23 protein-coding genes and 1 pseudogene are annotated in these 22715 nt (G+C 63.3%); 9 read left to right on the forward strand and 15 right to left on the reverse strand.

What is annotated here, in order from left to right; translation table 11 throughout:
- Positions 1-42: 42 nt before the first annotated feature.
- The 7 genes from RAD16_RS34410 to RAD16_RS34440 all read right to left on the reverse strand — a co-directional run bounded on the left by RAD16_RS34410 (position 43) and on the right by RAD16_RS34440 (position 7594).
- Positions 43-1449: a hypothetical protein gene (locus RAD16_RS34410; RefSeq protein ID WP_458162293.1), complete on the reverse strand. Its 1407-nt coding sequence runs from the start codon at positions 1447-1449 to the stop codon at positions 43-45.
- Between the two features lie 346 nt (positions 1450-1795).
- Positions 1796-2569, reverse strand: a complete 774-nt coding sequence (locus RAD16_RS34415) for a fumarylacetoacetate hydrolase family protein (RefSeq protein ID WP_458162294.1) — start codon at positions 2567-2569, stop codon at positions 1796-1798.
- Positions 2570-2580: 11 nt separating this feature from the next.
- On the reverse strand, positions 2581-3600 hold the full coding sequence (locus tag RAD16_RS34420) for a 2-dehydropantoate 2-reductase (protein ID WP_326898536.1): 1020 nt from the start codon (positions 3598-3600) through the stop codon (positions 2581-2583).
- 122 nt (positions 3601-3722) lie between these two features.
- On the reverse strand, positions 3723-4151 hold the full coding sequence (locus RAD16_RS34425; RefSeq protein ID WP_458162295.1) for a CBS domain-containing protein: 429 nt from the start codon (positions 4149-4151) through the stop codon (positions 3723-3725).
- 186 nt (positions 4152-4337) lie between these two features.
- Positions 4338-5660 (reverse strand): oxalate/formate MFS antiporter, encoded by a 1323-nt coding sequence (gene oxlT / locus RAD16_RS34430; RefSeq protein WP_458162296.1) that lies wholly within the window; start codon positions 5658-5660, stop codon positions 4338-4340.
- 263 nt (positions 5661-5923) lie between these two features.
- The gene (oxlT, locus tag RAD16_RS34435; protein ID WP_458162297.1) at positions 5924-7210 is read right to left on the reverse strand and encodes an oxalate/formate MFS antiporter; all 1287 of its coding nucleotides are present in this window, start codon (positions 7208-7210) and stop codon (positions 5924-5926) included.
- Positions 7211-7456: 246 nt separating this feature from the next.
- Positions 7457-7594 (reverse strand): hypothetical protein, encoded by a 138-nt coding sequence (locus tag RAD16_RS34440; protein ID WP_220009704.1) that lies wholly within the window; start codon positions 7592-7594, stop codon positions 7457-7459.
- A gap of 334 nt (positions 7595-7928) precedes the next feature.
- Between RAD16_RS34440 and RAD16_RS34445 the strand changes: the two genes are divergently transcribed.
- Positions 7929-9257 (forward strand): Hsp70 family protein, encoded by a 1329-nt coding sequence (locus tag RAD16_RS34445; RefSeq protein WP_458162298.1) that lies wholly within the window; start codon positions 7929-7931, stop codon positions 9255-9257.
- A 281-nt stretch (positions 9258-9538) separates the two neighbouring features.
- On the opposite strand, the gene RAD16_RS34450 is transcribed toward RAD16_RS34445, so the two are convergent.
- Positions 9539-9982, reverse strand: coding sequence for an SRPBCC family protein (locus tag RAD16_RS34450; protein WP_326898542.1), 444 nt, complete (start codon positions 9980-9982; stop codon positions 9539-9541).
- A gap of 166 nt (positions 9983-10148) precedes the next feature.
- Complete coding sequence (locus RAD16_RS34455; protein ID WP_458162299.1) at positions 10149-10586, reverse strand: DUF2147 domain-containing protein; 438 nt, start codon at positions 10584-10586, stop codon at positions 10149-10151.
- Between the two features lie 138 nt (positions 10587-10724).
- Here RAD16_RS34455 and RAD16_RS34460 point away from each other — a divergent pair, with 138 nt between their 5' ends.
- Together RAD16_RS34460 and RAD16_RS34465 are read left to right on the forward strand one after the other, a co-directional pair.
- Positions 10725-11291 (forward strand): DUF2975 domain-containing protein, encoded by a 567-nt coding sequence (locus tag RAD16_RS34460; RefSeq protein ID WP_458162300.1) that lies wholly within the window; start codon positions 10725-10727, stop codon positions 11289-11291.
- An 11-nt stretch (positions 11292-11302) separates the two neighbouring features.
- Entirely contained in the window at positions 11303-11542 is a 240-nt protein-coding gene (locus RAD16_RS34465; protein WP_458162354.1) for a helix-turn-helix domain-containing protein, read from the forward strand.
- Positions 11543-11576: 34 nt separating this feature from the next.
- Here the strand turns inward: RAD16_RS34465 and RAD16_RS34470 are convergent, their stop codons facing one another.
- Entirely contained in the window at positions 11577-12266 is a 690-nt protein-coding gene (locus tag RAD16_RS34470; RefSeq protein ID WP_458162301.1) for a hypothetical protein, read from the reverse strand.
- Between the two features lie 533 nt (positions 12267-12799).
- On the opposite strand from RAD16_RS34470, the gene RAD16_RS34475 reads away from it, so the two are divergent.
- On the forward strand, positions 12800-13183 hold the full coding sequence (locus RAD16_RS34475; RefSeq protein WP_458162302.1) for a tautomerase family protein: 384 nt from the start codon (positions 12800-12802) through the stop codon (positions 13181-13183).
- A 255-nt stretch (positions 13184-13438) separates the two neighbouring features.
- Positions 13439-14266, forward strand: coding sequence for an alpha/beta hydrolase family protein (locus RAD16_RS34480; protein ID WP_458162303.1), 828 nt, complete (start codon positions 13439-13441; stop codon positions 14264-14266).
- Positions 14267-14373: 107 nt separating this feature from the next.
- Here the strand turns inward: RAD16_RS34480 and RAD16_RS34485 are convergent.
- A pseudogene (locus tag RAD16_RS34485) lies at positions 14374-14449 on the reverse strand (30S ribosomal protein S21); the annotation flags it as partial.
- Between the two features lie 434 nt (positions 14450-14883).
- On the opposite strand from RAD16_RS34485, the gene RAD16_RS34490 reads away from it, so the two are divergent.
- From RAD16_RS34490 to RAD16_RS34500, 3 genes are all read left to right on the forward strand, one after another.
- Complete coding sequence (locus RAD16_RS34490; protein ID WP_026201564.1) at positions 14884-15093, forward strand: cold-shock protein; 210 nt, start codon at positions 14884-14886, stop codon at positions 15091-15093.
- A gap of 97 nt (positions 15094-15190) precedes the next feature.
- A complete protein-coding gene (locus RAD16_RS34495) occupies positions 15191-15433 on the forward strand; it encodes a transcriptional regulator (RefSeq protein ID WP_458162304.1) in 243 nt (80 codons plus the stop codon).
- A 54-nt stretch (positions 15434-15487) separates the two neighbouring features.
- Entirely contained in the window at positions 15488-15712 is a 225-nt protein-coding gene (locus tag RAD16_RS34500) for a hypothetical protein (protein ID WP_458162305.1), read from the forward strand.
- A gap of 12 nt (positions 15713-15724) precedes the next feature.
- On the opposite strand, the gene RAD16_RS34505 is transcribed toward RAD16_RS34500, so the two are convergent.
- The 4 genes from RAD16_RS34505 to RAD16_RS34520 all read right to left on the reverse strand — a co-directional run bounded on the left by RAD16_RS34505 (position 15725) and on the right by RAD16_RS34520 (position 20219).
- On the reverse strand, positions 15725-15904 hold the full coding sequence (locus RAD16_RS34505) for a hypothetical protein (protein ID WP_458162355.1): 180 nt from the start codon (positions 15902-15904) through the stop codon (positions 15725-15727).
- 471 nt (positions 15905-16375) lie between these two features.
- The gene (gene frc / locus RAD16_RS34510) at positions 16376-17653 is read right to left on the reverse strand and encodes a formyl-CoA transferase (RefSeq protein WP_458162306.1); all 1278 of its coding nucleotides are present in this window, start codon (positions 17651-17653) and stop codon (positions 16376-16378) included.
- A gap of 64 nt (positions 17654-17717) precedes the next feature.
- On the reverse strand, positions 17718-19451 hold the full coding sequence (gene oxc / locus RAD16_RS34515; RefSeq protein WP_458162307.1) for an oxalyl-CoA decarboxylase: 1734 nt from the start codon (positions 19449-19451) through the stop codon (positions 17718-17720).
- Positions 19452-19523: 72 nt separating this feature from the next.
- The gene (locus RAD16_RS34520) at positions 19524-20219 is read right to left on the reverse strand and encodes a GntR family transcriptional regulator (protein ID WP_157282741.1); all 696 of its coding nucleotides are present in this window, start codon (positions 20217-20219) and stop codon (positions 19524-19526) included.
- Positions 20220-20568: 349 nt separating this feature from the next.
- On the opposite strand from RAD16_RS34520, the gene RAD16_RS34525 reads away from it, so the two are divergent.
- On the forward strand, positions 20569-22698 hold the full coding sequence (locus tag RAD16_RS34525) for an acetate--CoA ligase family protein (protein ID WP_458162308.1): 2130 nt from the start codon (positions 20569-20571) through the stop codon (positions 22696-22698).
- The last annotated feature ends 17 nt before the right edge of the window (positions 22699-22715 follow it).

The following is a 22715-nucleotide window of genomic DNA, read 5'->3' on the forward strand; positions in this document are numbered from 1 at the left end:
CGGATGTCGCTTCGCTCATCCGGGCTACGACACCGATGCTCCTCACCCGATCCTGTTGAGGCTGTTCCGGATCGTCGAGAAGATGCCGCCGATGTCCTTGCGCAAGGCATCGAGCGCATTGAAATTGTCGAAGATGCGGACGAGGCGGTCCTCGACCTCGCGCTTGCTCCTGGTCAGCGCGTCGACGCGCGAGGCGAGGGTGACGTCGCCATTCGCCTCGATCTCGCTGACGGTCTTGGCGAGGAGGTCGCGCGTGGTGCCGACCTCGGCGATCAGGGCCTCGATGCCGAACACCGGCGCCTTCAGCGGAACGAGATCGGCCTGCGACTTCGACAGCTCCGCCTTGAAGGTGTTGAGCGTTGTCACCGTTTCCTGCAAGGCGCCGAGGCGTCGGCGCGACTGGAGGACGAACTCGTTCAGCGCGTTCTGGCGGTCGGCAAGGGTCTTGCCGTCGGGGTCGGTCTCGACGTCGGCGAGCGAGCGTTCGAGCTGGGCCTGGCGCTGGCCGAGCTCCTCGAAGTCGAGCCGGATGGACTTGAGGATGTTGAAACTGTCGTCGATGCGGGCGAGGCGCTGCTCGATCTCGATCTTGTTCTTCGACAGCGTCTCGACGCGGGTGCCGAGCGGCGCCTCGCCGCCGGTCTCGAGCTCGTCGATGCTTTTGGCGAGGCGGTCATGACTGAGGCCGAGCTCGGAGATCAGGGCGTTGATGCCGGCATCCGAGGAGCGCAGCGGGACCAGCTCGGCATGGGATTTCGCCAGATCCTCCTTGTACTGGTTCAGCATCGCGAACGTGTCCTGGACCGCGTTCACCCGCCCCAGCAGTGCCGAGATGTCGCGCGCGATGTCCCGCTGCCGGTCGGCGAGGTTGTTCTTGCGGTCGTCGGTCTCGAGGTCGTGCAGCGAGCGTTCGAGCTGGTTCTGGCGGTCGCGGATCTCGGTGAAGACAGGCTCGACCGCGCGGCGCTGATCGGCGACCTTGCCGACCGTCTCGCGCAGCGCCTGCTGGCGGCGGCGGATCTCGGCGAGCTGGTCGTGCATGTCGGTGGATTCGTTGCGGCCCTGCTGGAGCAAGGCGCGCTGCTCGGTCTCACCCAGCTTGTCGTGGAGCGCGGAGACGGCCTCTCGGGGATCGCTCTCGATCAAATGTTGAACGGTGGCGTCGAGGTGGTTCTGCAGGGCGTGGGCGACGACCACGTCTTCGCGGGTCTTCTTGAGGCGGTCGCGCAAGGTGTCGAGGCGCCGGTCCTGGCGTGACAGCCGCCAGGCGGTTGCTCCGATCAGCGCCAGCCCGACCGCCGTGACCGCGCCGGTTGTGACGCGCTGTGGCATCGGGAGGCTGCCGAACAGGGCCGGCAGATGGGCGATGTCATAACCAAACGCCTGCTGGGCAAGCATGGCGATGGCGGCCAGCAGGACAAACCAGGCAACCAGGAAAAACAGCCACATCGTGACTTCCTCAAGCCGGCACACATTATCGCCATATTTGCTATTGGAGAGCGGAACCGAGATCAAGGGGCGCAGGGCTTGCCGCAGGTTTCCGGGTGCGCCATCCACCGTTGGTTGCGGAAGCCGATCGGCGGAGGCGTGGGAAGAGGTGCCGGATTTTCCCGAGAGGGAGGCGGTGGCGCCAAGTCGCTCCGCCGTCGTTCCGGGGCGGCGCACAGCGCCGAGCCCGGAATGACGGACGAGGGAGTCCGTAGCCCGCATAAGCGAAGCGACATGCGGGGTGTCACAGCAAAGACTTGTCCCGGATATCGCTTCGCTCATCCGGGCTACGGCACGGTAACAGCGGCTACAGCCGAAACTCGTTCGTCAACTCGCCGATACCGTCGATCGCGACCGTCACCGTATTCACCGGCTCCTTCATCACGCCGACGCCGACCGAGGTGCCGACGGCGATGAGGTCGCCGGGCAGCAGGGTCATGTCGTGGGAGATCTTGCTGACCAATTGCTGGGCGGTGAAGATCATGTCCGAGATCGGATAGTTCTGCCGCTCCGCTCCGTTGAGGATGGTACGCACCACGAGCCTGGCCGGATCGAGGCCGGTCGCGATCACCGGGCCGAACGGGCCGTAATCGTCGATGCCCTTGGCGCGGGCCCATTGCGGGAAAGTGGGATCGCTGGTCAGGATATCGTTGGCGGTGATGTCGTTGACGCAGGTGTAGCCGAAGATGAAGCTGTCGGCCTCATCAGGCGAGACGCGGGCGCAGGTCTTGCCGATGACGATGCCGAGCTCGCCTTCATAGGTGGTCTTGCCGTCGTAGTAGGAGGGACGGCGGATCACGGCGCCCGGCGTCGTAATGCTGGTGGTGGCTTTCAGCAGATAGAGCGGCTCCGGCGGCTCGGGCTGGTTCAGCTTGGCCGCGAGCGCGTGAAAATTATTCCAGAGCGCGACGATCTTGCTGGGCGCACAGGGCGCCAGCAGCTCGACCTCCGACAGCGCCAGAATCTTGCCGGTCGCAGCATGGCGGCCGAACATCTCGCCTTCATGCACGCTGATGCCGGAAGAGCTCAGCGTGCCGAAGCCGGTCGCGCCGGCGTGGCGGAAGCGCAGCCATTGTTTCATCTCGCCCGCCATCACGCCACCGCCAGTGCGCGGGGATCGTTCGGGGCGGAGACGCCGTCATAGAGACCGGCGATGCGGGCGCGCTGGGTCACCATCGCCAGCACCGAGTCGAGTGCGGGCGTGGCGATGCCGGTGAGGCGGCCCATCTCCTGCACCACGGTCACGAGCGGGTCGATCTCCATGGGGCGGCCGCGCTCGAGATCCTGCAGCATCGAGGTCTTGTGCGCGCCGACCTTGCGGGCGCCCTCGATGCGGCGTTCGACGTCGACGCGGAATTTGACGCCGAAAGTCTCGGCGATGCCTTGCGTCTCCACCATGATCGCGCGCGACAGCGCACGGGTGGACGGATCGGTGCAGATCACGTCGAGCGTGGCATGGGTCAGCGCGCTGATCGGGTTGAAGCAGACATTGCCCCAGAGCTTGAGCCAGATCTCGTCGCGGATGCGGTCGAGCACCGGCGCCTTCAGCCCGGCGGCGACGAAGAGGTCGGCGAGGCGCTGCACGTCGGAGGTGATCTCGCCGGAGGGCTCGCCGAGCGGAAAATTGTTGCCGTAGACGTGGCGGATCACGCCGGGCGCCTCGATCTCGGTGGCGGGATAGACGATGCAGCCGATGGCGCGCTCGGCGCCGATCTCGCGCCACTGCCGCCCGCCGGGATCGATGCTCTCCAGCGTCGAGTTCTCGTATTGGCCGCCGTGCTTGTAGAAGTACCAATAGGGGATGCCGTTGACGGCGGTGACGATGCGGGTGTGCGGGCCGAGCAGCGGCTGCATCTTCTCGATCACGCCGGTGATCGAATGCGCCTTCAGCGTGATGATGATGTAGTCCTGCACGCCGAGCTCGGCGGGATCGTCGGTGCAGCGCGGATGCACGGTGTGCTTCTCCTCGCCCGCGAGCAGCGTCAGGCCGCGCTCGCGCATGGCGGCGAGATGCGCGCCGCGGGCGACCAGGCTGACGTCGGCGCCCGCACGCGCGAGCTGAACTCCGAGATATCCGCCGATCGCGCCGGCGCCGTAGATGCAGATCTTCATGAAATCCTCGCGAGCAGTGACCGGATTTTGGGACGAAGGATCCGGTCCGGCTCGGATGCTTCCGAGCCGGGGCCGGTAGTCGCAGGGGAAGTGTGACGCTCTAAAGCGCGGTGCGCTTTGGTTTAGGCGGCCGCTTGCGGCGCGCCGTTGATCGCTTCGTCAACGGCAGCGGCGATGTCGCGCATGCTGATGACGGAGACGAGGCTGTAATCGTCGATCACGGGCAGATGGCGGATGTGATGACGGTTCATCAGATGCCGCACGTGCTCGATCGTGTCGCTCGACGAGCAGGACACGAGCTGCTGCACCGAGACGAGCTGCGAGACCTTCACATTGATGGCGTTGGCGCCGTGCTCGGCGACCGCGCGCACCACGTCGCGCTCGGTGAACATGCCGACCGCGGTGTTTCCTTCCGAGCGGACCACGTCCTTGACCACGAGCGCGCTGATGTTGTTCGCGCGCATCAGCTTGGCGGCAATACCCACCGTTTCGTTCATTCGCACCGTGACAACGCGCGGCGTCTTCTTGCGCAGAATGTCTCCGACCAGCATGGCAACCTCCCTGGGTGAACGATGAGGGAAGTGTGGTATACATAATGCCAATCGTCAAGCATTGGATTTGGCTGATCCGAAAAATCTTGCGACAGCGATGCTGACGTTTGTCGTCGCGGCAAACGACCAAAAGAAAAGGGGCGCATCGCTGCGCCCCTGTCTCAGCCGTACAATCGATGTGCCGGCTTATGCCGTCTCGGTCTTGGCGTTGGCCGTCGCGGTGTTGGCGCTCTCGGCTTCCTTGCCGAGGATGAAGGAGCGCCGCAGCGGCTTGATCACGAACAGCGCCATCAGCGCCGCCGTGGCGTTGAGCGCCACCGCCACCACGAACACGGCCTTCCAGCCATAGGCCGCCGAGATCACGCTGGCGAGCGGGACGAGCAGGGAGGCCGTGCCCTTCGCGGTGTAGAGCATGCCGTTATTGGTGGTCGCGAATTTCGAGCCGAACGTGTCGCCGCATGTGGCGGGGAACAGCGAATAGATTTCGCCGAACACGCCGAAGTAAACCGCGGTCGCCAGCACGAAAACGATCGGAATGTGGCCGTAGGCCGACAGTGTCAGCAACATCACCGCGGCGGTGCCGAACGCGATGAACATCGTGTGCTCGCGGCCGATCGTGTCGGACACGAAGCCGAAGAACGGGCGGCCGAAGCCGTCGAAGATGCGGTCGAGCGAGATCGCGAATGTCAGGGCCGCCATCTGGAAGCCGGCGAGCGTGACCGGCGTGTCGGCGATCTTGAAGTCGTGCGCGATCGGGGCGATCTGCGCCGCGGTCATCAGGCCGCCGGAAGCGACCATCACGAAGACGAGATACATCACCCAGAAAATAGGGGCGCGCAGCACTTGCGGCGGGGTGAAGTCGATCTTGGTCTGCGGCAGGTTGAGCTGCTTCTTCTTCGGCGGGATCGAGATCCGCGGCGGCTGGATGAAGAAGGCGAGCACGAACACGATCACGCCCTGGCCGATGCCGAAGGTGAGGAACGCCTGCTGATAGCCGCTCGAGACGATCATGGTCGCGATCGGCACGATGGTGAGCGCAGCGCCGGCGCCGAAGCCGGCGGCGGTCGCACCGGCGGCGAGGCCTCGGCGGTCAGGGAACCATTTCAGCGCATTGCCGACGCAGGTGCCGTACACCGCGCCTGCGCCCATGCCGCCGACCACGGCGGCGGTGTAGAGCAGGGCAAGCGAGTTGGCGTAGGAGTTGAGGATCCACGAGAGCGCGATCATCACGCCGCCGAACATGATGACGATGCGCGGGCCGTATTTGTCGACGAACCACGCCTCGACGGGAACCAGCCAGGTCTCGGTGACGACGAAGATGGTGAAAGCGAGCTGGATCGCGGCGCGACCCCAATGGTACTCGTGATCGATCGGATCGACGAACAGCGTCCAGCCGTATTGCAGGTTGGCAATCATCGCCATGCAGACGATGCCCATCGCGAGCTGGAGCCAACGGAAACCTGTGCGAAGAGGCGCGGCCGTGACGGCGCCATCCGTGCTGGAAATCATCAACAACCTCCCAACGCGCCTGATTGATTGCGACCTGGGATTGCAAGATGACCCGGTGTCGCAAATATTGTGGCTTATCGTCGCAAGCGCGGCGGGAGATTGGTATACCATATCCCAGAAGGCAAGCCCAATCTTGTGATGCGCCGCAAGAAAAGTGCAGGTTCCCTCGGCGGCGAGCGGTAACCGGCGCGGGTTCTGCAAAAACGAAAACGCCCGGCCGTGAGGCCGGGCGTCGCTGCTTAAAGTCGCTATGTCGTCGCGCGTCAGACGGTGGATTTGGCGACTACGATCCTGCGCCAGGGCTTGAGCACCGCGATCGCCAGCGCCGAGGCCAGGATGTTGGCGCCTGCGGCGATGATGAACACGCTGTCCCATGTGCCCGACGACTGCTGCATGTAGTTGGCGATCGGCACTAGCAGCGCGGCGGTGCCCTTCGCGGTGTAGAGCAGGCCGGCATTGGTGGTCGCGAACTTGGCGCCGAACGTGTCGGTGCAGGTCGAGGGGAACAGCGAGTAGATCTCACCCCAGGCGAAGAACACGAAGCCCGAGAGCAGCACGAACCAGAGCGGATCGTGGCCCCAGAGGTAGAGCATCCAGATGCCGATCCCCTCCATGCCGAAGGCGATGAACATCGTGTTCTCGCGGCCGATCATGTCGGAGATCCAGCCGAAGAACGGACGCGTCAGGCCGTTGAGCACGCGGTCGATCGTCGCCGCGAACGTCACCGCCGTCATCGTCACCGCCATCAGCGTGACCGGCACGTTGTCGACCTTCCAGTCCGCCGCGATCGGCTTCAGGTTCGCCGTCACCATCAGGCCGCCGGCGCCGACGATCACGAACATGAAGTACATCAGCCAGAAGATCGGCTGACGCAGAACTTCCGTCGGCTGATAGTTGCGGCGCGTTTGCATCAGATTGGCGTTCGCCACCACGCTCGGCACCTGGCCCGGCTTCGGCGCCAGCAGAAAGAAGGCGAGGATGCAGATGATGATGCCTTGTCCGAGGCCGAAATAGAGGAAGGTGGTCTGGAAGCCACTGTCCTTGATCATGGCCTGGATCGGCGCGACGGTCAGCGCGGAGCCCGCACCGAAGCCCGCCGCGGTGATGCCGGCAGCAAGACCGCGCTTGTCCGGAAACCACTTCAGCGCGTTGCCGACGCAGGTGCCGTAGACGCCACCGGCGCCGATGCCCGCGATGATCATGCCGAGATAGTAGCCGTTGAGCGAGGTCGCCTGCGCGTTGATCACCCAGCCGATGGCGCAGAGCACACCGCCGACCAGCACGACGATGCGCGGACCGTATTTGTCGACGAACCATCCTTCGATCGGCACGAGCCAGGTCTCGAACAGCACGAAGAGCGTGAAGGCCCATTGGATCGACGCGCGATCCCAGCCGAACTTCTTCTGGATGTCGGGGACGAAGAACGTCCAGCCGTATTGATAATTGGCGATCATCACCATCGCCGCTACACCGATCGCCAATTGCGCCCAGCGATACGTGTCGCTAACGCGCGCGGCTGTCGGGGCCGTTGCCTGCACCATGTCCGTCATAAAGCCTCCCGTGGCGCCTCTAATTTTTATGCGAGCGCTGGAGAGGCATTCTTGTATTCATTATGCCAAGGTTCAAGCGCTGGTCCGGTCACCGTGCGCAAATGCCGCAGGATCTTGCCCGGCTGCGGCTGTGACTTAGGGACAGCACAAGTAGAAATGGCCCCGCGTTGCGGGGCCATTCATCAAAAGTAGCATGTTGACGGTTCTAAAACGGGCGCGTCGTTCCCGCGATCGGGAAGCGCCTGCTTACAGGCCGAAACGCGGCAGGTCGCCGTTGTGATTCGAGATCTCGGCGCTCGCCATCAGGAAGCGGTCGACCGCAGCCATGAAGCGGGCGAACAGCGAGGCGGAGGGGGCGAGGGCGACGGCGGCGGTCTTGGACATCTGAATTTCCTTTCCCGAGACAGTCAATATTGCTGCCTCATTTCGAAAGGCAATCTATGTATACCAGATGCCAATGTCTATGCATGCCATTGCATAGCAGCATGCGCCATCTCGCAATGCAGCATAATGCCGCGTTAACGGGGCCGGTTCGGCCTTAACGGCCGCTGCGGCGGAGGTGATGGCGGTGGAAATGCCTCCATCCAGCGCCAAACGGGGCCCGGAATCGCGGGGACCGGGGCGAATTCCGGCCGGAACCCGCTGGACCGGGGTTGGCACCGCAGTGCAAAACCGGTAGTGGTTCGCCCCCTTTTCCAATCAACTGTCAGAGTGGTTCATGTCGAGCGCCTCGCCCGCCGTCTCGATCGGCATCGATTTTGGGACCAGCAACACGGTCGTCGCGCTCGCGGCGGACGATCGCCGGGTAGAGGCCATCCGTTTCGACCATGGCGGCCAGCGTCACAGCGTCTACGTCTCGGCTCTCTGCTTCTGGGAGGACCGGCCGGGTGCCGGCGCCCAGGCCGAAGGCGGTCCGTGGGCGATCGAGACCTTCCTCGAAGGCCGCCACGTCTACCGCTTCCTCCAGTCGTTCAAGACTTTTGCGGCAAGCTCGAGCTTCCAGACCACTCAGGTGTTCCGGCAGCGCTTCAAGTTCGAGGACATCCTGGCGGCGTTCCTGCGCACGCTGGCGCGCCATGGCGGCGAGAAGTTCGGCTTCGAGACGTCCAACATCACGGTCGGCCGTCCCGTGCGCTTCGCCGGCGGCAATCCCGATGAGGTGCTGGCGATGCAGCGCTACCGCGCCGCATTCGAGCGTCTCGGCGCTGGTCACGCGCGCTATGTCTATGAGCCCGTCGGTGCGGCATTCTCCTTCGCCCGAAGACTGGAGCGCGATGCGACCGTGCTGGTTGCGGATTTCGGCGGCGGCACCAGCGACTTCTCGGTGATGCGCTTTTCGCGCGCGGGCGGGACGCTGCGCGCCGAGCCGCTCGGCCACGCCGGCATCGGTATTGCCGGCGACACGTTCGACTATCGCATCGTCGACCACGTCGTCTCGCCGCGGCTCGGCAAGGGCTCGAGCTTCCGCTCGTTCGATAAGGTGCTGCCGGTCCCGAGCGGCCACTACACCAACCTCGCGCGCTGGCATCAGCTCGCGATGATGAAGAGCAATGGCGATCTGCGCGAGCTCCGCGAGCTGGCGCGCACCGCGCTGAAGCCGGAATTGCTCGAGGATTTCATCACCATCGTCGATCTCGACCTCGGCTTCTCGCTGTACCGCGCAGTGTCCGACGCCAAGGTCGCGCTGTCGGGCCACGACGAGGTGGACTTCCGCTTCAAGGGCGGTGGCGTCGACATCGGCGCGGCCATCACGCGGAAGAATTTCGAATCCTGGATTGCCGACGACATTGCCCGGCTCGGCGCCACCGTCGACAAGGTGCTGGGTGAAGCCGGCATCACCGCGCGCGAGGTGGAGAAGGTGTTCCTGACCGGCGGCACCTCCTTCGTGCCCGCCGTGCGAAAGCTGTTCGCCGACCGCTTCGGCAACGAGCGGCTGATGTCGGGCGACCAGTTCGAGTCGATCGCCTATGGCCTGGCGCTGATCGGACACAGTCCCGAGCCGGACAAGTGGACGGCCGATGGCGGGCTCAAGCCGAAGGGGGCGTAGCGATCGTTCGCATCGGTCAGATCTGCTTTGCTCGCAGCTCCGGTCCAATAGGGTTCTGCAGACTCGATGTGAGCCGTTCTCGCGGACCGTTCCTCATTCTCCGTCATTGCGAGGAGCGAAGCGACGAAGCAATCCAGAGTTTTTCCGCCGAGGGATTCTGGATCGCTTCGCGGAGCCTGTCATCGGGCCGCGCTTCGCGCGGACCCGTTGGCTCGCAATGACGACGTGGTTAGATCCGCGCACCCGATCGAACGGATCGACCCGCGGATAGTGGCTTTCAGCTACTGATTGATCTCGGGCTCGACGAGCTTGGCCAGGTTCCGCAGCGATTCCTGCCAGCCGAGATAGCAGGCCTCCGGCGGGATGACGTCGGGGATACCCGCCTGCGTGATGTCCACCTCGGTGCCGACAGACACCTTCTTCAGGATCACGGTCACCTGGATCTCGCCGGGCAAGTTCGGATCGTCGAACTTGTCGGTGTAGCGCAGCCGCTCGCCGGGAACGAGCTCGAGATATTCGCCGCCGAACGAATGGCTGTTGCCGGTCGTGAAGTTGCGGAACGACATCTTGAACGTGCCGCCGACCTTGGGTTCGAGATGGTGGACGGTGCAGGTAAAACCGTTCGGCGGCAGCCACTTTGCAAGCGCGTCCGCCTCGATGAAGGCGCGGTAGACTTTCTGCGGGCTGGTGGCGAGAACGCGGTGCAGGCGGACAGTGCTGGGCATGTTCGTTTTCCCTGTGAATTGACGGGCTCGACATTAACGTCTGTTGCCCCTTCATGCACCGAGGACGAACGAGGTGCTGCCGATCCGACATCGCATCGCAAATAAGGCAAACAAAGAAGAGCCGCCGGAACCGGCGGCCTCGGTTGGTGTCGTGTCGATGGCGCGCTCACCGCGTCCAGTCTTCACCCGCGCACAACGTTCCCATGCAGCCCTGGACGTTGAGAGTGCCCGACGGCAGCAAGGTCACCGTGCTCGCATAGGTCTTGCCGTCGTCGGCATTGTAGATGCGGCCCGACCATTTGTTGGCGCCGGCCGCCTGCATGTCGATGAAGAGGGAGATGCCGACGATCTTGCGGCCGCGCAGCGCAGGATCGGAATTGTGGTCGTCGAGCTGCGGCTTCCCCGTCTTCTTGTCGATCGGATCCTTCAGCCAGACGACGCGGCCGCACAGGGAAGTGCCGCACCGGCTCACCTTGATCTTCGCATCGCCCGACTGTGTCAGCCAGACGCCGCCGGGATCGCTGGCTGTTGCGGCTTTGGCATCCCCAAGCGGCGAGATGGACAACAGGGCTGCGAGCACGTGCCGGACGAGGGTCGAACGCATGGGAGCTCCATATCGGATTAATTATCATGAATTATTTCATGATAAACGATCAATATATCGCGCTTAAGGTTGAGTCAAGCTGATGGAGCGGGCATACTGGCTCCCGTAGATGACCCTTGCATTGCGGAGTGCCTGGAGATGGTTGCGGTGGGGACGTCGGTGCGCGAGGCCCGGCAACGCTGGTTTCGGCGCCTCGATCTTGCGTTCTGGATGATCTGGGCGGCATTCCCGGTGGTGATATGGCTTGCCTATCGCCACAACACGACCGCCTCCGCGTCGATTGCGGCCAGCCTCAGCCCCGAGCAGGCGAAATGCGCGGGCATCGTCAGCAACCCGCTCGACATGTCGCGCCAGGGGCAGATGCTGTTCTGGACGTTATTTTTGTTTCAGCTGTCGTTCTTTGCCGTGTTCACCGGCATCCTTCACCACATGGTGCATCGATTCGCGCGCGGCCGGATCTTCGTGTCGGAGACGCTCCAGGGCATGTGGTGGATGGGGATCATTCTGGTGATCTGGCCGTTCATTGATCTGATCACTGGCAATGCGGTGGCTTATGCCTTGCATGAGATCGGCGACATCAAGTTCTTCCTGCCGTCCTACAATGTCGACATCGGCACGATCGCGGGCGGGGTGTTCCTGATGGCACTGAAATTCGTCATCGAGCACGCCATCCTGCTGCAGTCCGAAAACGAATTGACGATCTGAGGTGAATGCTGGTGCCGATCGTCGTGAACCTCGATGTCATGCTTGCGAAGCGGAAGCGCCGCCTCGGTGACCTCGCCGACGCCATCGGCATTTCGATCCAGAACCTGTCGATCCTGAAGACGGGCAAGGCGAGGGCGATGCGTTTCTCCACCCTCGCCGCGATCTGCCGCGAGCTCGACTGCCAGCCCGGCGACATCCTCGAATATGTCGCGGGCGAGGAGAGTGACGGAAACGCAGGCGAGGGCAACTGAGCTCTCGCCAGGCGGGAGGCCGCCGATCGATCCGTCAGACCATCGCCACATCCTGCGGCGTCATCGTGAGCCCCAGCCTGTAGCGGCCGGTCGTCGGCTTCTTGCCGGCGCCCGCCATCTGAAGCGATGACGGCGAGAGCTGGCCGGCGATCACAGCGTCAACCGCGTCGGTATCGTAGCCGGACAGCAGCACGATCCAGTCGGCCGCGCCGTCCCTGCCGCGGATCTGCTGCTCGGTCGTGGGCGCGTTCGTCCGCGGCGTGTCGGTCAGGAGGAGGTGGGCGCCTGTCAGTCCCGGCTTCTGCGCCAATCCTGCCAGCGTCTCCGCGAGATGAGTCTGCAACTCCGCCTCGCGCCCGCTCTCCGGCGAGAGCCTGATGGTGGCGAGCGAGGTCGCGACGCCGCCGCCAAAGCTCGCGACGATCCGGCACTGGCTGCGGACCATGCCGACATGATGCGGCATCATCTTGGTCGACCATGGCGTCGGTGCATTGAGCCGGTCGAGATATCCCGTTGATGTGAGAACGTCATACTTCTCGAGCTCGTAGAGCACGAAGAAGCCTTCGGCATCATCGGTGCTGGTCCAGCGCGATCCCCGCCGGAAGCCGGGAATGCTCATGCGCTCCGGAAAATGCTCGTGCGAGTGCCAGTCGCCGAACTCCGCGCGCTGTTCGGGGCGGATCGTCCACCACATCGCGACGGCTGCCTTGCCGAACAGTGACATACCGACCTCCATATTTCGTGGCGGCTTCGGACCGAGGCGTTCACCGGCGCCGGTGACGGCGAATGAGGGCTTGGTCCCACGCCTCGGCGCCGTGTTTCCGATGATGACATAATGCCCCTGTTTTGCCAGACCGGTCAAAGCGCTTTCGCCAAATCAGAAATGCTCTTTGATGCCAAGGGGATAGCTGCTGTGCACGGGGTTGTTTTCCGGTTTGAGCTTGAGCCCTGCGACTGTACGCCTTGCAGCGTTCGCACAATTCGCGAGCATGTGGGCGGATATACTTCGAAACACTTGAGCCGGATTTTTGCCTCTGGTCTCAGCGATGAGTCAGTCGCCGGTCGCGTCTTATGACGTGGCCGCGCGACGAATCCAAGGACGAGGCGTGCGTGCAGGTCGCTCAAAAGCGCATATGCGATCGCCTGGGATCTTCACCGTGGCTTGATTGGATGTCTGGGCATCACGCGTTATCTGCTCCTTCAACGCGCTCAAGCCGTGTCCGGGTCATCCCGCCACGAGGAAAAGGAGTACGACCCATGCCATTTGTTCGCATCGATCTTCGCAAAGGCAAATCGAAGGAATATCGGAAGACGCTGGGCGAGATCATTTACAACGCCATGATCGAACTGATCAACGTGCCGCAAGACGACAAATTCCAGGTCATCACGGAGCATGACCGCGAAGACCTCAACCATGCCGAAAGCTATTTGGGCAATCGCTACAGCGAGGATGTCGTCTTCATCCAGATCACCCTGAATGCGGGTCGCTCCATCGAGCTCAAGAAGGCCTTCTACAAGCGCATCGTCGAGGAATATCAGAAGCAGCTCAAGGGACGACCGGATGACATCGTGATCAACCTCGTGGAAGTCGCAAAGGAAAACTGGTCGTTCGGGCATGGCATCGCGCAGTACGCGACGTGAACAGGCGGCGGGCACGACCTTCGGCCGGCGTTTGATCGGCTGAAGCCACAATTCCGCTATCGTTGCCCGCTCAACTCCCGCGCGAAATCAGGGGGGCGTCCGTTGCGCAGGGTTGTTTGGGCTTTCGCCGTCGCACTCTGCTGTCTTGGCTCGTGTTTTGGCTCATTCGCCAGGGCGGCAGGCATCCAGCTTCTCGAATCCGATCCGGCGCTGTCAGGCGCAATCTGGTATCCGTGCGCGGCGGAGCCGGCGCATGTGGCGCTTGGCAGTCTTTCGCCCGGCGCTGATTTCGGCCTGAAGGGCGCGAAGGATTGTCCTGTCACGGGCGCAAAGCTCCCGCTCATCCTCTTCTCGCACGGAAGGGGCGGATTTTTCGGCCAGCATCACGACACCGCGGAGGCGCTGGCCGATGCCGGCTTCGTCGTCGCGGCGATCAATCATCCCGGCGACACCGCCAACGATTCCTCGCGGCGCGACACCCTGTCGGTCTGGGGATCGCGGCCGGCGGACATGATCCGTCTGCTCGATTTTCTATTGAACGACTGGAAGGACCGGGCGGTGATCGATCCCGCCAGGGTCGGCTTCTTCGGCTTCTCGCTTGGCGGCTATACCGGCCTGGCGCTGATGGGGACCAAGCCGGATTTCACAGCGCTTGCCCGCTTTTGTAACGAGACGATGCCGGCTTGCGTCGAGCTTCACAAAGGAGAGGCGCCGCCCACTCCGCCGCAGGATGCGCGCATCCGCGCTGCAGTCATCGTAGACCCCGCGCCGATTGTCCTGACGCGGGAAAATCTCACGGCGGTCAAGCTTCCGTTCCAGTTCTGGCGCTCGCAGTTCGGTGGCCCCGGCGTCGGCGACGGTTCGCCCATAGCGCGCGTCGCCGGGTGGTTGCCGGGCAAGCCCGAAATCCATGTCGTGCCGGCCGGACATTTCGCTTTCCTCGCGCCATGCTCGGCTGAGCTTGCGGTAGCCGTCCCGCGCATTTGCACCGACGTGCCCGCGGGGTTCGACCGGGCAGGCTTCCACCGCGAGTTCAATGCGGCGGTGGTGAAGTATTTTCGTGAGCAGCTCGGAGAGCACTGAGCACTCCGAGGCGATGACGTGCGAACCGGGGAGGCTGCGATGCAACGACTTGGCTGCGTGATCGGCTTGCTTGCGCAGAACCGTGCGCGCCGCATCTCCTTGAAGACGCCTTTCGCGCTGCATCTTTTTCTTCAATACGCGTAGGGCTTGATCGACATTGTTGTCGCGAACGAAAACCTGCACCGGTGGCTCCTTTGGTTGAGGCTGCCATGGTCGACCAGGACTGCGCGACAGCCGCGTGCGTAGGGATGATTGGATCGGATATGGCAGCTGCGCGATGACGTCGATCCGACATGGTCGCGCGGGTGCATTTGTCGATGTGACGCGCCCCGACAGCACACGTCAAACAGCGCTCGCGAAGGCTCGTCCGCCTTGCACTGGACGACTTGAGTTTCAGTCCTCAAACCCGCCAAGGTTCCGTAGAAGCAGCGGGCGCGATTAAATCCTGCTGTAGCCTTGCTAATTTCGATGGTGAGGTATACCTTACGGTTGTTCGTTCAGCCGCTGTGCCTTGTTGAATGCGCCTGCGGGCTCCTTTTTCCAGAGACATCGACGAATTGATCTGTTCTGCGTGAGCGTCATGCGGAATGCGCGTCTGTGCGCCTTGGAGAAGAAAAATGACGACAGGTACTGTGAAGTGGTTCAACGGTCAGAAGGGCTTTGGATTCATTCAGCCCGACGACGGCGGCAATGATGTGTTTGTTCACATCAGCGCGGTCGAGCGGGCTGGTCTTGCGGGTCTCGCCGAGGGCCAAAAGGTCAACTTCGAGGCCAAGACCGACAAGATGCGGGGCAAGGTCAGCGCTGAGAATCTCTCGCTGGCCTAAGTCCTCCAGTGCCGTTTCACGGATGTACTGAAACGGCCATGCGACCCGCTCGATCCCCGGATTGAGCGGGTTTTGTCCGTTGCCGAAGGGGTGAAAGATGAGCGCCAGAAAACCGGCCGAACCGTCACCCGAAAGCATCGCGCGCTCCAGCCGTCAGCGGTTGGCTGTTGAAGAAGGCGCGCGCGCGATGGCGGATGCCGAAAGGCAGGCTGTCGATATTCGCAAGAACATGGCGAGGCTTCGCGAGTTGCGCGAAGCCAGGGAAGCGGCCGACGCTACAATTCAGGCGTCGCTGCCGGCACCGAGCGTCACCAAGCGCAAGAGAAGGCCGCCGCAATAGCCGACGTCGACATCGCTGACGAACGACGGAAGAGGGCCCGTCACATGCCAGGGAGTGCGGATCGTGCCTAGAGTCAAATCGGACGATGGTGGCACCATCACCTTCTTTCTTGCGCTCGGCGCGGGCCGACAGATGTGCCGGCTGGCGACCACCTTTGCGACGCAGAAGCAGGCCTTCAGCTATCTTCAGAAATACAGGACGGAATTCGAGCGCATCGCGCGAGCGCGGATGGATTCGGGACAGCTCGAAGACGGCGTCGTCGTGCTGTCGATGCTCTAGGGCGCGTCTATCTTATGCTTCGCGGTCCTTCTTGGCCTCGCGGGCCAGTCGTTCCGCTTTCAGCCGCTCGCGGTTCTCGTGCAGGGAGTGTTGGGCCCTCGCATAGTCGCTCATCGGCTTCTGAGTTTTGGCAGGCTTGAACGCCTTGTCGGCTTCACGCCTGGCGCGATCAGAGGATTGATTTCTCAACATGTCGGTCTCGATTTGGTTGAACGTGTGTGGTCCGCGAATGCGCTGACATCCCGTCCGCGTTCGCGGGTCGGTGAAACAGAGCGTTGTTCCTGGAGTGGAGAAATCGGGTCTGGAGAAACAACTGGCTGCCGCCACGTCGGTTCCTCGAAAAGGCTGTCCGACGCCAATAAAAGGCCGGCTGGTTGCCACCTGACTAGTCGTCGGCGCGCGGCAGTGGCGAGCCTCTGCGTCGAGATGCCCTTCAATGGGCCGGTGTTCACTTCTCGAGCAATGACATACTACCCCTGTTTTGCCCGACGAGTCAAAGTCGATTCTATTAATCCGAAATATTCATTGCGGCCAACGGGTTGGCTACTGTGCATGGGGTTGTTTTTCGACTTTTTGGCTTTGGGCCTACGGCTGCACGGCATTGCTCACGAAAAAAGGGCCGCCCCGAGGGCGGCCCTTTCGTCTTGATCGAGGCAGTGTCGCTTACTCAGCGGCCTGCTTCTGCGGCGGGTCGAGCGCGCCGGACTTGTGGATATCGGCGACCTGGTGGTCGCTGAAGCCGAGCACCGCGCGCAGGATCTCGTCGGTATGCTCGCCGAGCAGCGGAGAGCGGGTGACGTCGCTCGGGGAGTCCGACAGCTTGATCGGGTTGCCGACCGAGATGTACTTGCCGCGGGTGGGGTGATCGACCTCGACCACGGTGCCGGTCGCGCGCAGCGACTGGTCCTCGGCGATTTCCTTCATCGACAGGATCGGTCCACACGGGATGTCGTCCTTGTTGAGGATCTCCATCGCCTCGAACTTGGTCTTAGTCATCGTCCACTGCTCGATGCGGGCGAAGATCTCGTTCAGGCGCGGCAGGCGGGCCGCCGGCTTGGCGTAGTTCGGATCGGTCTTCCAGGTGGGCTCGCCGATCACGTCGCAGATCTTCTCCCAGACCGGAGCCTGGGTGATGAAGTAGATGTAGGCGTTGGGGTCGGTCTCATAACCCTTGCACTTCAGGATGCGGCCGGGCTGGCCGCCGCCCGAGTCGTTGCCGGCACGCGGCACGGCATCGCCGAACGGAATGCCTTCGCCGAACTGGCTGTATTCCCTAAGCGGACCGTGGGCGAGGCGCTGCTGGTCGCGCAGCTTGACGCGGGCGAGGTTGAGCACGCCGTCCTGCATTGCAGCCGTGACGCGCTGGCCCTTGCCCGAATGCGTGCGCTGGTAGAGCGCCGTGACGATGCCGAGCGCCAGATGCAGGCCGGTGCCGCTGTCGCCGATCTGCGCGCCGGTGACGAGCGGAAGACCGTCGCGGAAGCCGGTGGTGGAGGCGGCGCCGCCGGTGCACTGCGCGACGTTCTCATAGACCTTGCAGTCTTCGTACGGCCCGGGGCCAAAGCCCTTGATCGAGGCGACGATCATCTTCGGGTTGATCGACTGGATCTTCTCCCAGGGGAAGCCCATGCGGTCGAGCACGCCGGGGCCGAAATTTTCGACCAGCACGTCGCACTTCTTGATCAGCTCCGTGAGGACTTCCTTGCCCTTGGGGTTCTTGGTGTCGAGCGTGATCGAGCGCTTGTTGTGGTTGAGCATGGTGAAATACAGGCTGTCCACGTTCGGGATGTCCTGCAGCTGGCCGCGGGTGATGTCACCCACGCCCGGGCGTTCCACCTTGATCACGTCGGCGCCGAACCATGCCAGCAGCTGCGTGCAGGTCGGTCCGGACTGGACGTGGGTGAAGTCGAGAATGCGAACGCCCTCGAGCGCTTTGGTCATTGTATTGCTCCGTACTCTGTCTGCCCCTGCGAACCACAGGGAATAAAGGGTTGAAGGGGTGGACTTACTTTTTCTTCTGCAGAACGCTCTGCGGATTGAGGTTGCCGATGCGGCCGCTCTCAGAGCCCGCAGCCGGATCGATCACCGCGTTGATGAGCGTCGGCTTGCGCGACGCCATCGCCTCGTTGACGGCGCGCTTCAGCTCGTCCGGCGAGGTCGCATTCACGCCGACGCCGCCGAAGGCTTCCATCATCTTGTCGTAACGCGCGCCCTTGACGAACACCGTCGTTGCCGGATCGTCGTTGACGCCGTTGACGTCGGTGCCGCGATAGATGCCGTCATTGTTGAAGATGACGACGCAGATCGGCAGGTTGTAGCGGCAGATGGTCTCGACCTCCATGCCGGAGAAGCCGAAGGCCGAGTCGCCTTCAACCGCCAGCACCGGGTGGCCGGTCTCGAGCGCGGCGGCGATCGCCTGGCCCATGCCGATGCCCATCACGCCCCAAGTGCCGACGTCGAGACGTTTGCGCGGGCGGTACATGTCGATCACGCCGCGGGCGAGGTCGAGCGTGTTGGCGCCTTCGTTGACGAGGATCGCCTCGGGGTGATCCTTGATCGCGTTCTTCAGCACGCCGAGCGCGCCGTGATAGTCCATCGGCGATTTGTTGTTCATGAGCTTCGGCGCCATCTTAGCGACGTTCTCGTCGCGCTTGGTCACGATGGCCTTGGTCCATTCGGCGGGCGGGGCAGTCCAGCCCGTTCCCATCGCCTGGTTGAAGGCGGAGACGACCGAGCCGATGTCGCCGACGACGGGCGCGACGATCTCGACGTTGGAGTCCATCTCACGTGGCTCGATGTCGACCTGGATGAACTTCTTCGGGGATTCGCCCCAGTTCTTGCCCTTGCCGTGCGAGAGCAGCCAGTTCAGCCGCGCGCCGATCAGCATGACGACGTCGGAGTCCTTCAGCACCGTCGAACGCGCCGCACCCGCGCATTGCGGATGCGAGTCGGGCAGCAGGCCCTTGGCCATGCTCATCGGCAGGAACGGCACGCCGCTCTTCTCAACGAAGCTCTTGATCTCTTCATCGGCCTGCGCGTAGGCCGCGCCCTTGCCGAGGATGATGAGCGGACGCTTCGCGCTCTTCAGAACATCGAGCGCGCGCTTGACCGAAGCGGGCGAGGGGATCTGCGCAGGAGCCGCGTCGATCACCTTGACCAGCGACTTCTGGCCGGCATCGGCGTTCATCACCTGACCGAACAGCTTTGCCGGCAGGTCGAGATAGACGCCGCCGGGACGGCCGGAGACCGCGGCGCGGATGGCGCGGGCGAAACCGATGCCGATGTCCTGGGCGTGCAGCACGCGATAGGCCGCCTTGCACAGCGGCTTTGCGATCGCGAGCTGGTCCATCTCCTCGTAGTCGCCCTGCTGGAGATCGACGATCTCGCGCTCGGAGGAGCCCGAGACCAGGATCATCGGGTAGCAGTTGGTGGTCGCGTGCGCGAGCGCGGTGAGACCGTTGAGGAAGCCGGGCGCGGAAACCGTGAGGCAGACGCCGGGCTTCTTGGTGAGATAGCCGGCGATGCCCGCGGCGTAGCCGGCGTTCTGCTCGTGGCGGAAGGAGATCACGCGAATGCCGGCGGCTTGCGCCATGCGGCCCAAATCCGTGATCGGGATGCCCGGCACATTATAGATAGTGTTGATGCCGTTCAGCTTGAGCGCGTCGATGACGAGATGGAAGCCATCCGTCAGTTCCTGCTCGGTGCCCGGTGCTTCGGACTTGGTCGCGGTGTTCAGCATGGGCCTTGTCTCCCTGGTCTCAATACTGGGGCGAGTTTTTCGCCCTTCTGGTGAACGTTGCTAGGTGAACAGTTACGTGAACAGTTCCTGGCCATGCGCTTCGACGTAAGCGGCAAGGCCAAGGGTGTGGTCGCGGGCGCGCTTCTCGGCGAGCTCGGTGTCGCGCGCTTCCAGCGCTTCGATTATGCCGAGATGCTCGGGCAGGGAGGTCGCGGTGCGGTCCTTGCGTCCGATCGTGAGCTGGCGATAGCCGCGCACGTGCAGCAGCAGGTCGTTGGTGAGATCGACCAGCACCGGCGATTCCGACAGCGAGATCAGCGCCTGATGGAAGGCGATGTTGGCGCGCGAATATTCCTCGACGTGATCCTCGGGCAGGCGGTCCTTGCCAAAGTCCTTGAAGTAGTCGCGCAGCGCCGTGATGTCCTTCTTGCGCGCGGTGGTGGTGATGAGGCGCGCCGCCATGCTCTCCAGCGCCGCCCAGGCGCGGATCATGTCGACGATCTCGCTCTTGGTTCTGCGCACGACCATGATGCCGCGGCGCGGCACGGTCTTCACGAAACCGTCCTGCTCAAGCATCGCGATGGCTTCGCGGATCGGCGTGCGGCTGACGCCCAGTCGTTCGGACAACGCGCGCTCGTCGAGCATCACCGGCTCGGGCGTCGAGTAGATGTCCATCTTGAGGATGGCTTCCTTCAAGGCGTCATACGCCTTGTTCTTGAAGCTGCTCTCCGGGGCAATACGAACGATTGCGATATCTGCCTCGGCCATATTCGGCAACGCCTTGGTTGGTTTCCGCAGTGACACGACGAATCTCCTCCAGTGGGAGTCGTCTTTTACCCGATTATTAACGGGAAAGTTTTTGGCATACCACATGCCAGAATGTCAAGCTGCCTATTTTTTGCGGCGTTCTAAAGCATGCAGCAGCTTGACAAGTTGGCTTCTGGCATACCAAATGCCATCGCCAGCCATTTTTGATCCAAGGCGGCGGAGTAATCTCGGCTTTATGCCACTCCGGTCCGCGACATGGAACAGAGCGCGGCGAATGGCAAGCATCCATGGGCAGCCGCAACACGCGCGCGCTTTGAAAAGAACGAACTGAGGTCAAGGGAGAAGCCACATGTCCAATTCCAAAGATGTCGTCCGCAAAGTGCTTGACCAGGTCAAGGCGGACAACCGCACCAGCCTGACGGCGCCGGAAGGCAAGCTGGTCTGCGACGCCTACGGCATTCCGGTGCCGAAGGAAGGTGTGGCCAAGTCGGCGGGCGAGGCCGGCAAGATGGCCTCCTCGATGGGCTTCCCGGTGGTGATGAAGATCGTCTCGCCGGACATTCTCCACAAGACCGAAGCCGGCGGCGTCATCGTCGGCCTCAAGACGGCCGAGGATGCCGAAAAGGCCTACGAGACCATCCTCTCCAATGCCAAGAAATATAAGTCTGACGCCAAGATCGAGGGCGTCCAGGTGCAGCAGATGCTGGCCGGCGGAACCGAGGTCATCGTCGGCTCCATCACCGACGGCTCGTTCGGCAAGCTGGTCGCCTTCGGCCTCGGCGGCGTGCTGGTCGAGGTGCTGAAGGACATCACCTTCCGCCTGGCGCCCGCGACCAAGGAAGACGCGCTCTCGATGCTCGACGGCATCCAGGCCCACGAGATCCTGAAGGGCGTCCGCGGCGGCGAGCCGGTGAACCGCACGGCGCTCGCCGACGTCATCGTCAAGGTCTCGCAGCTCGTCACCGATTTCCCTGAGATCGTCGAGCTCGACCTCAACCCGGTGTTCGCGACGGCGAAGAGCGCGATCGCTGCCGACGTCCGCATCGTCGTCGACTTCGCCTACAAGCCGAAGCCCAAGCCGCGTCCGACCGAAGAGATCGTCGCCGCGATGAGCCGCATCATGCAGCCGAAGGCGGTAGCCGTGGTCGGCGCCTCCGCCGAGGACGGCAAGATCGGCAACTCCGTGATGAAGAACCTCATCAACGGCGGCTACAAGGGCGAGATCTATCCGATCCATCCCAAGGCCGCCGAGATCCTTGGCTACAAGGCGTACAAGAGCGTCAAGGACGTGCCGGGTGTGATCGACACCGCGGTGTTCGCGATCCCCGCCAAGTTCGTGGCCGCCGCGCTCACCGAATGCGGCGAGAAAAAAATCCCGGGTGCGGTGCTGATTCCGTCGGGCTTCGCCGAAGCCGGCGCGCCGGAGCTGCAGGCCGAGATCGTCGAGGTCGGCAAGAAGTACGACATCCGCCTGATGGGGCCGAACATCTACGGCTTCTATTATACGCCAGCGAATCTCTGCGCGACCTTCTGCACGGCCTATGACGTGAAGGGCCACGCGGCGCTGTCGTCGCAGTCGGGCGGTATCGGCATGGCGATCATCGGCTTCTCGCGCTCGGCGAAGATGGGCGTGTCGGCGATCGTCGGCCTCGGCAACAAGTCCGATATTGACGAGGACGATCTGCTCGCCTTCTTCGAACAGGACCCGAACACGAATCTGATCGCGCAGCACTGCGAAGACCTCAAGGACGGCCGCGCCTTCGCGGAAGCCGCCAAGCGCGTCTCCAAGAAGAAGCCGGTCGTCGTGCTCAAGGCCGGCCGCACCTCGGCCGGCGCGAAGGCGGCCTCGTCGCACACCGGCGCGCTCGCCGGTAACGACAAGATCTACGAGGACGTGCTCGCGCAGTCGGGCGTGATCCGCGCCCGCAGCCTGCGGCAGTTGCTCGAATTCGCCCGCGGCGTGCCGGTGCTGCCGACGCCGAAGGGCGAGAACGTGCTGATCATCACCGGTGCCGGCGGCTCGGGCGTGCTGCTGTCGGACTCCTGCGTCGACAACGGCCTGTCGCTGATGTCGATGCCGCCGGATCTCGATGCGGCCTTCCGCAAGTTCATCCCGCCGTTCGGCGCGGCCGGAAATCCTGTGGATATCACCGGCGGCGAGCCCCCGATCACCTACGTCAACACGGTGAAGCTCGGCCTGTCGGACGAGCGCATCCACTCGCTGATCCTCGGCTACTGGCACACCATCGTCACGCCGCCGATGGTGTTCGCCCGCAACATGGTTGAGGTGAAGAAGGAGATGGAGGCCAAGGGCTTCGTGAAGCCGATCGTGGCGTCCCTCGCCGGCGACGTCGAGGTCGAGGAAGCCGCCGAATATCTCTACCAGAACGGCATCCCGGCCTACGCGTACTCGACCGAGCTTCCGGTCGAGGTGCTCGGCGCCAAGTACAAGTGGGCGCGCGGGGCAGGGTTGCTCTGAGCTGTTACTTCACCTCT

This window comes from Bradyrhizobium sp. 18BD, from assembly GCF_054185225.1.

Excerpts from the sequence above, each read along its gene's own strand:
- RAD16_RS34455 (WP_458162299.1), bottom strand. The coding sequence starts at position 10,586 with ATGCGTTCGACCCTCGTCCGGCACGTGCTCGCAGCCCTGTTGTCCATC.
- RAD16_RS34410 (WP_458162293.1), bottom strand. The coding sequence starts at position 1,449 with ATGTGGCTGTTTTTCCTGGTTGCCTGGTTTGTCCTGCTGGCCGCCATC.
- oxlT (WP_458162296.1), bottom strand. The coding sequence starts at position 5,660 with ATGATTTCCAGCACGGATGGCGCCGTCACGGCCGCGCCTCTTCGCACA.
- RAD16_RS34445 (WP_458162298.1), top strand. The coding sequence starts at position 7,929 with ATGTCGAGCGCCTCGCCCGCCGTCTCGATCGGCATCGATTTTGGGACC.
- RAD16_RS34490 (WP_026201564.1), top strand. The coding sequence starts at position 14,884 with ATGACGACAGGTACTGTGAAGTGGTTCAACGGTCAGAAGGGCTTTGGA.
- RAD16_RS34460 (WP_458162300.1), top strand. The coding sequence starts at position 10,725 with ATGGTTGCGGTGGGGACGTCGGTGCGCGAGGCCCGGCAACGCTGGTTT.
- oxlT (WP_458162297.1), bottom strand. The coding sequence starts at position 7,210 with ATGACGGACATGGTGCAGGCAACGGCCCCGACAGCCGCGCGCGTTAGC.
- RAD16_RS34420 (WP_326898536.1), bottom strand. The coding sequence starts at position 3,600 with ATGAAGATCTGCATCTACGGCGCCGGCGCGATCGGCGGATATCTCGGA.
- RAD16_RS34525 (WP_458162308.1), top strand. The coding sequence starts at position 20,569 with ATGTCCAATTCCAAAGATGTCGTCCGCAAAGTGCTTGACCAGGTCAAG.
- RAD16_RS34425 (WP_458162295.1), bottom strand. The coding sequence starts at position 4,151 with ATGCTGGTCGGAGACATTCTGCGCAAGAAGACGCCGCGCGTTGTCACG.
- RAD16_RS34440 (WP_220009704.1), bottom strand. The coding sequence starts at position 7,594 with ATGTCCAAGACCGCCGCCGTCGCCCTCGCCCCCTCCGCCTCGCTGTTC.
- RAD16_RS34505 (WP_458162355.1), bottom strand. The coding sequence starts at position 15,904 with ATGTTGAGAAATCAATCCTCTGATCGCGCCAGGCGTGAAGCCGACAAG.
- RAD16_RS34470 (WP_458162301.1), bottom strand. The coding sequence starts at position 12,266 with ATGTCACTGTTCGGCAAGGCAGCCGTCGCGATGTGGTGGACGATCCGC.
- frc (WP_458162306.1), bottom strand. The coding sequence starts at position 17,653 with ATGACCAAAGCGCTCGAGGGCGTTCGCATTCTCGACTTCACCCACGTC.
- RAD16_RS34495 (WP_458162304.1), top strand. The coding sequence starts at position 15,191 with ATGAGCGCCAGAAAACCGGCCGAACCGTCACCCGAAAGCATCGCGCGC.
- RAD16_RS34415 (WP_458162294.1), bottom strand. The coding sequence starts at position 2,569 with ATGAAACAATGGCTGCGCTTCCGCCACGCCGGCGCGACCGGCTTCGGC.
- RAD16_RS34520 (WP_157282741.1), bottom strand. The coding sequence starts at position 20,219 with ATGGCCGAGGCAGATATCGCAATCGTTCGTATTGCCCCGGAGAGCAGC.
- oxc (WP_458162307.1), bottom strand. The coding sequence starts at position 19,451 with ATGCTGAACACCGCGACCAAGTCCGAAGCACCGGGCACCGAGCAGGAA.
- RAD16_RS34475 (WP_458162302.1), top strand. The coding sequence starts at position 12,800 with ATGCCATTTGTTCGCATCGATCTTCGCAAAGGCAAATCGAAGGAATAT.
- RAD16_RS34450 (WP_326898542.1), bottom strand. The coding sequence starts at position 9,982 with ATGCCCAGCACTGTCCGCCTGCACCGCGTTCTCGCCACCAGCCCGCAG.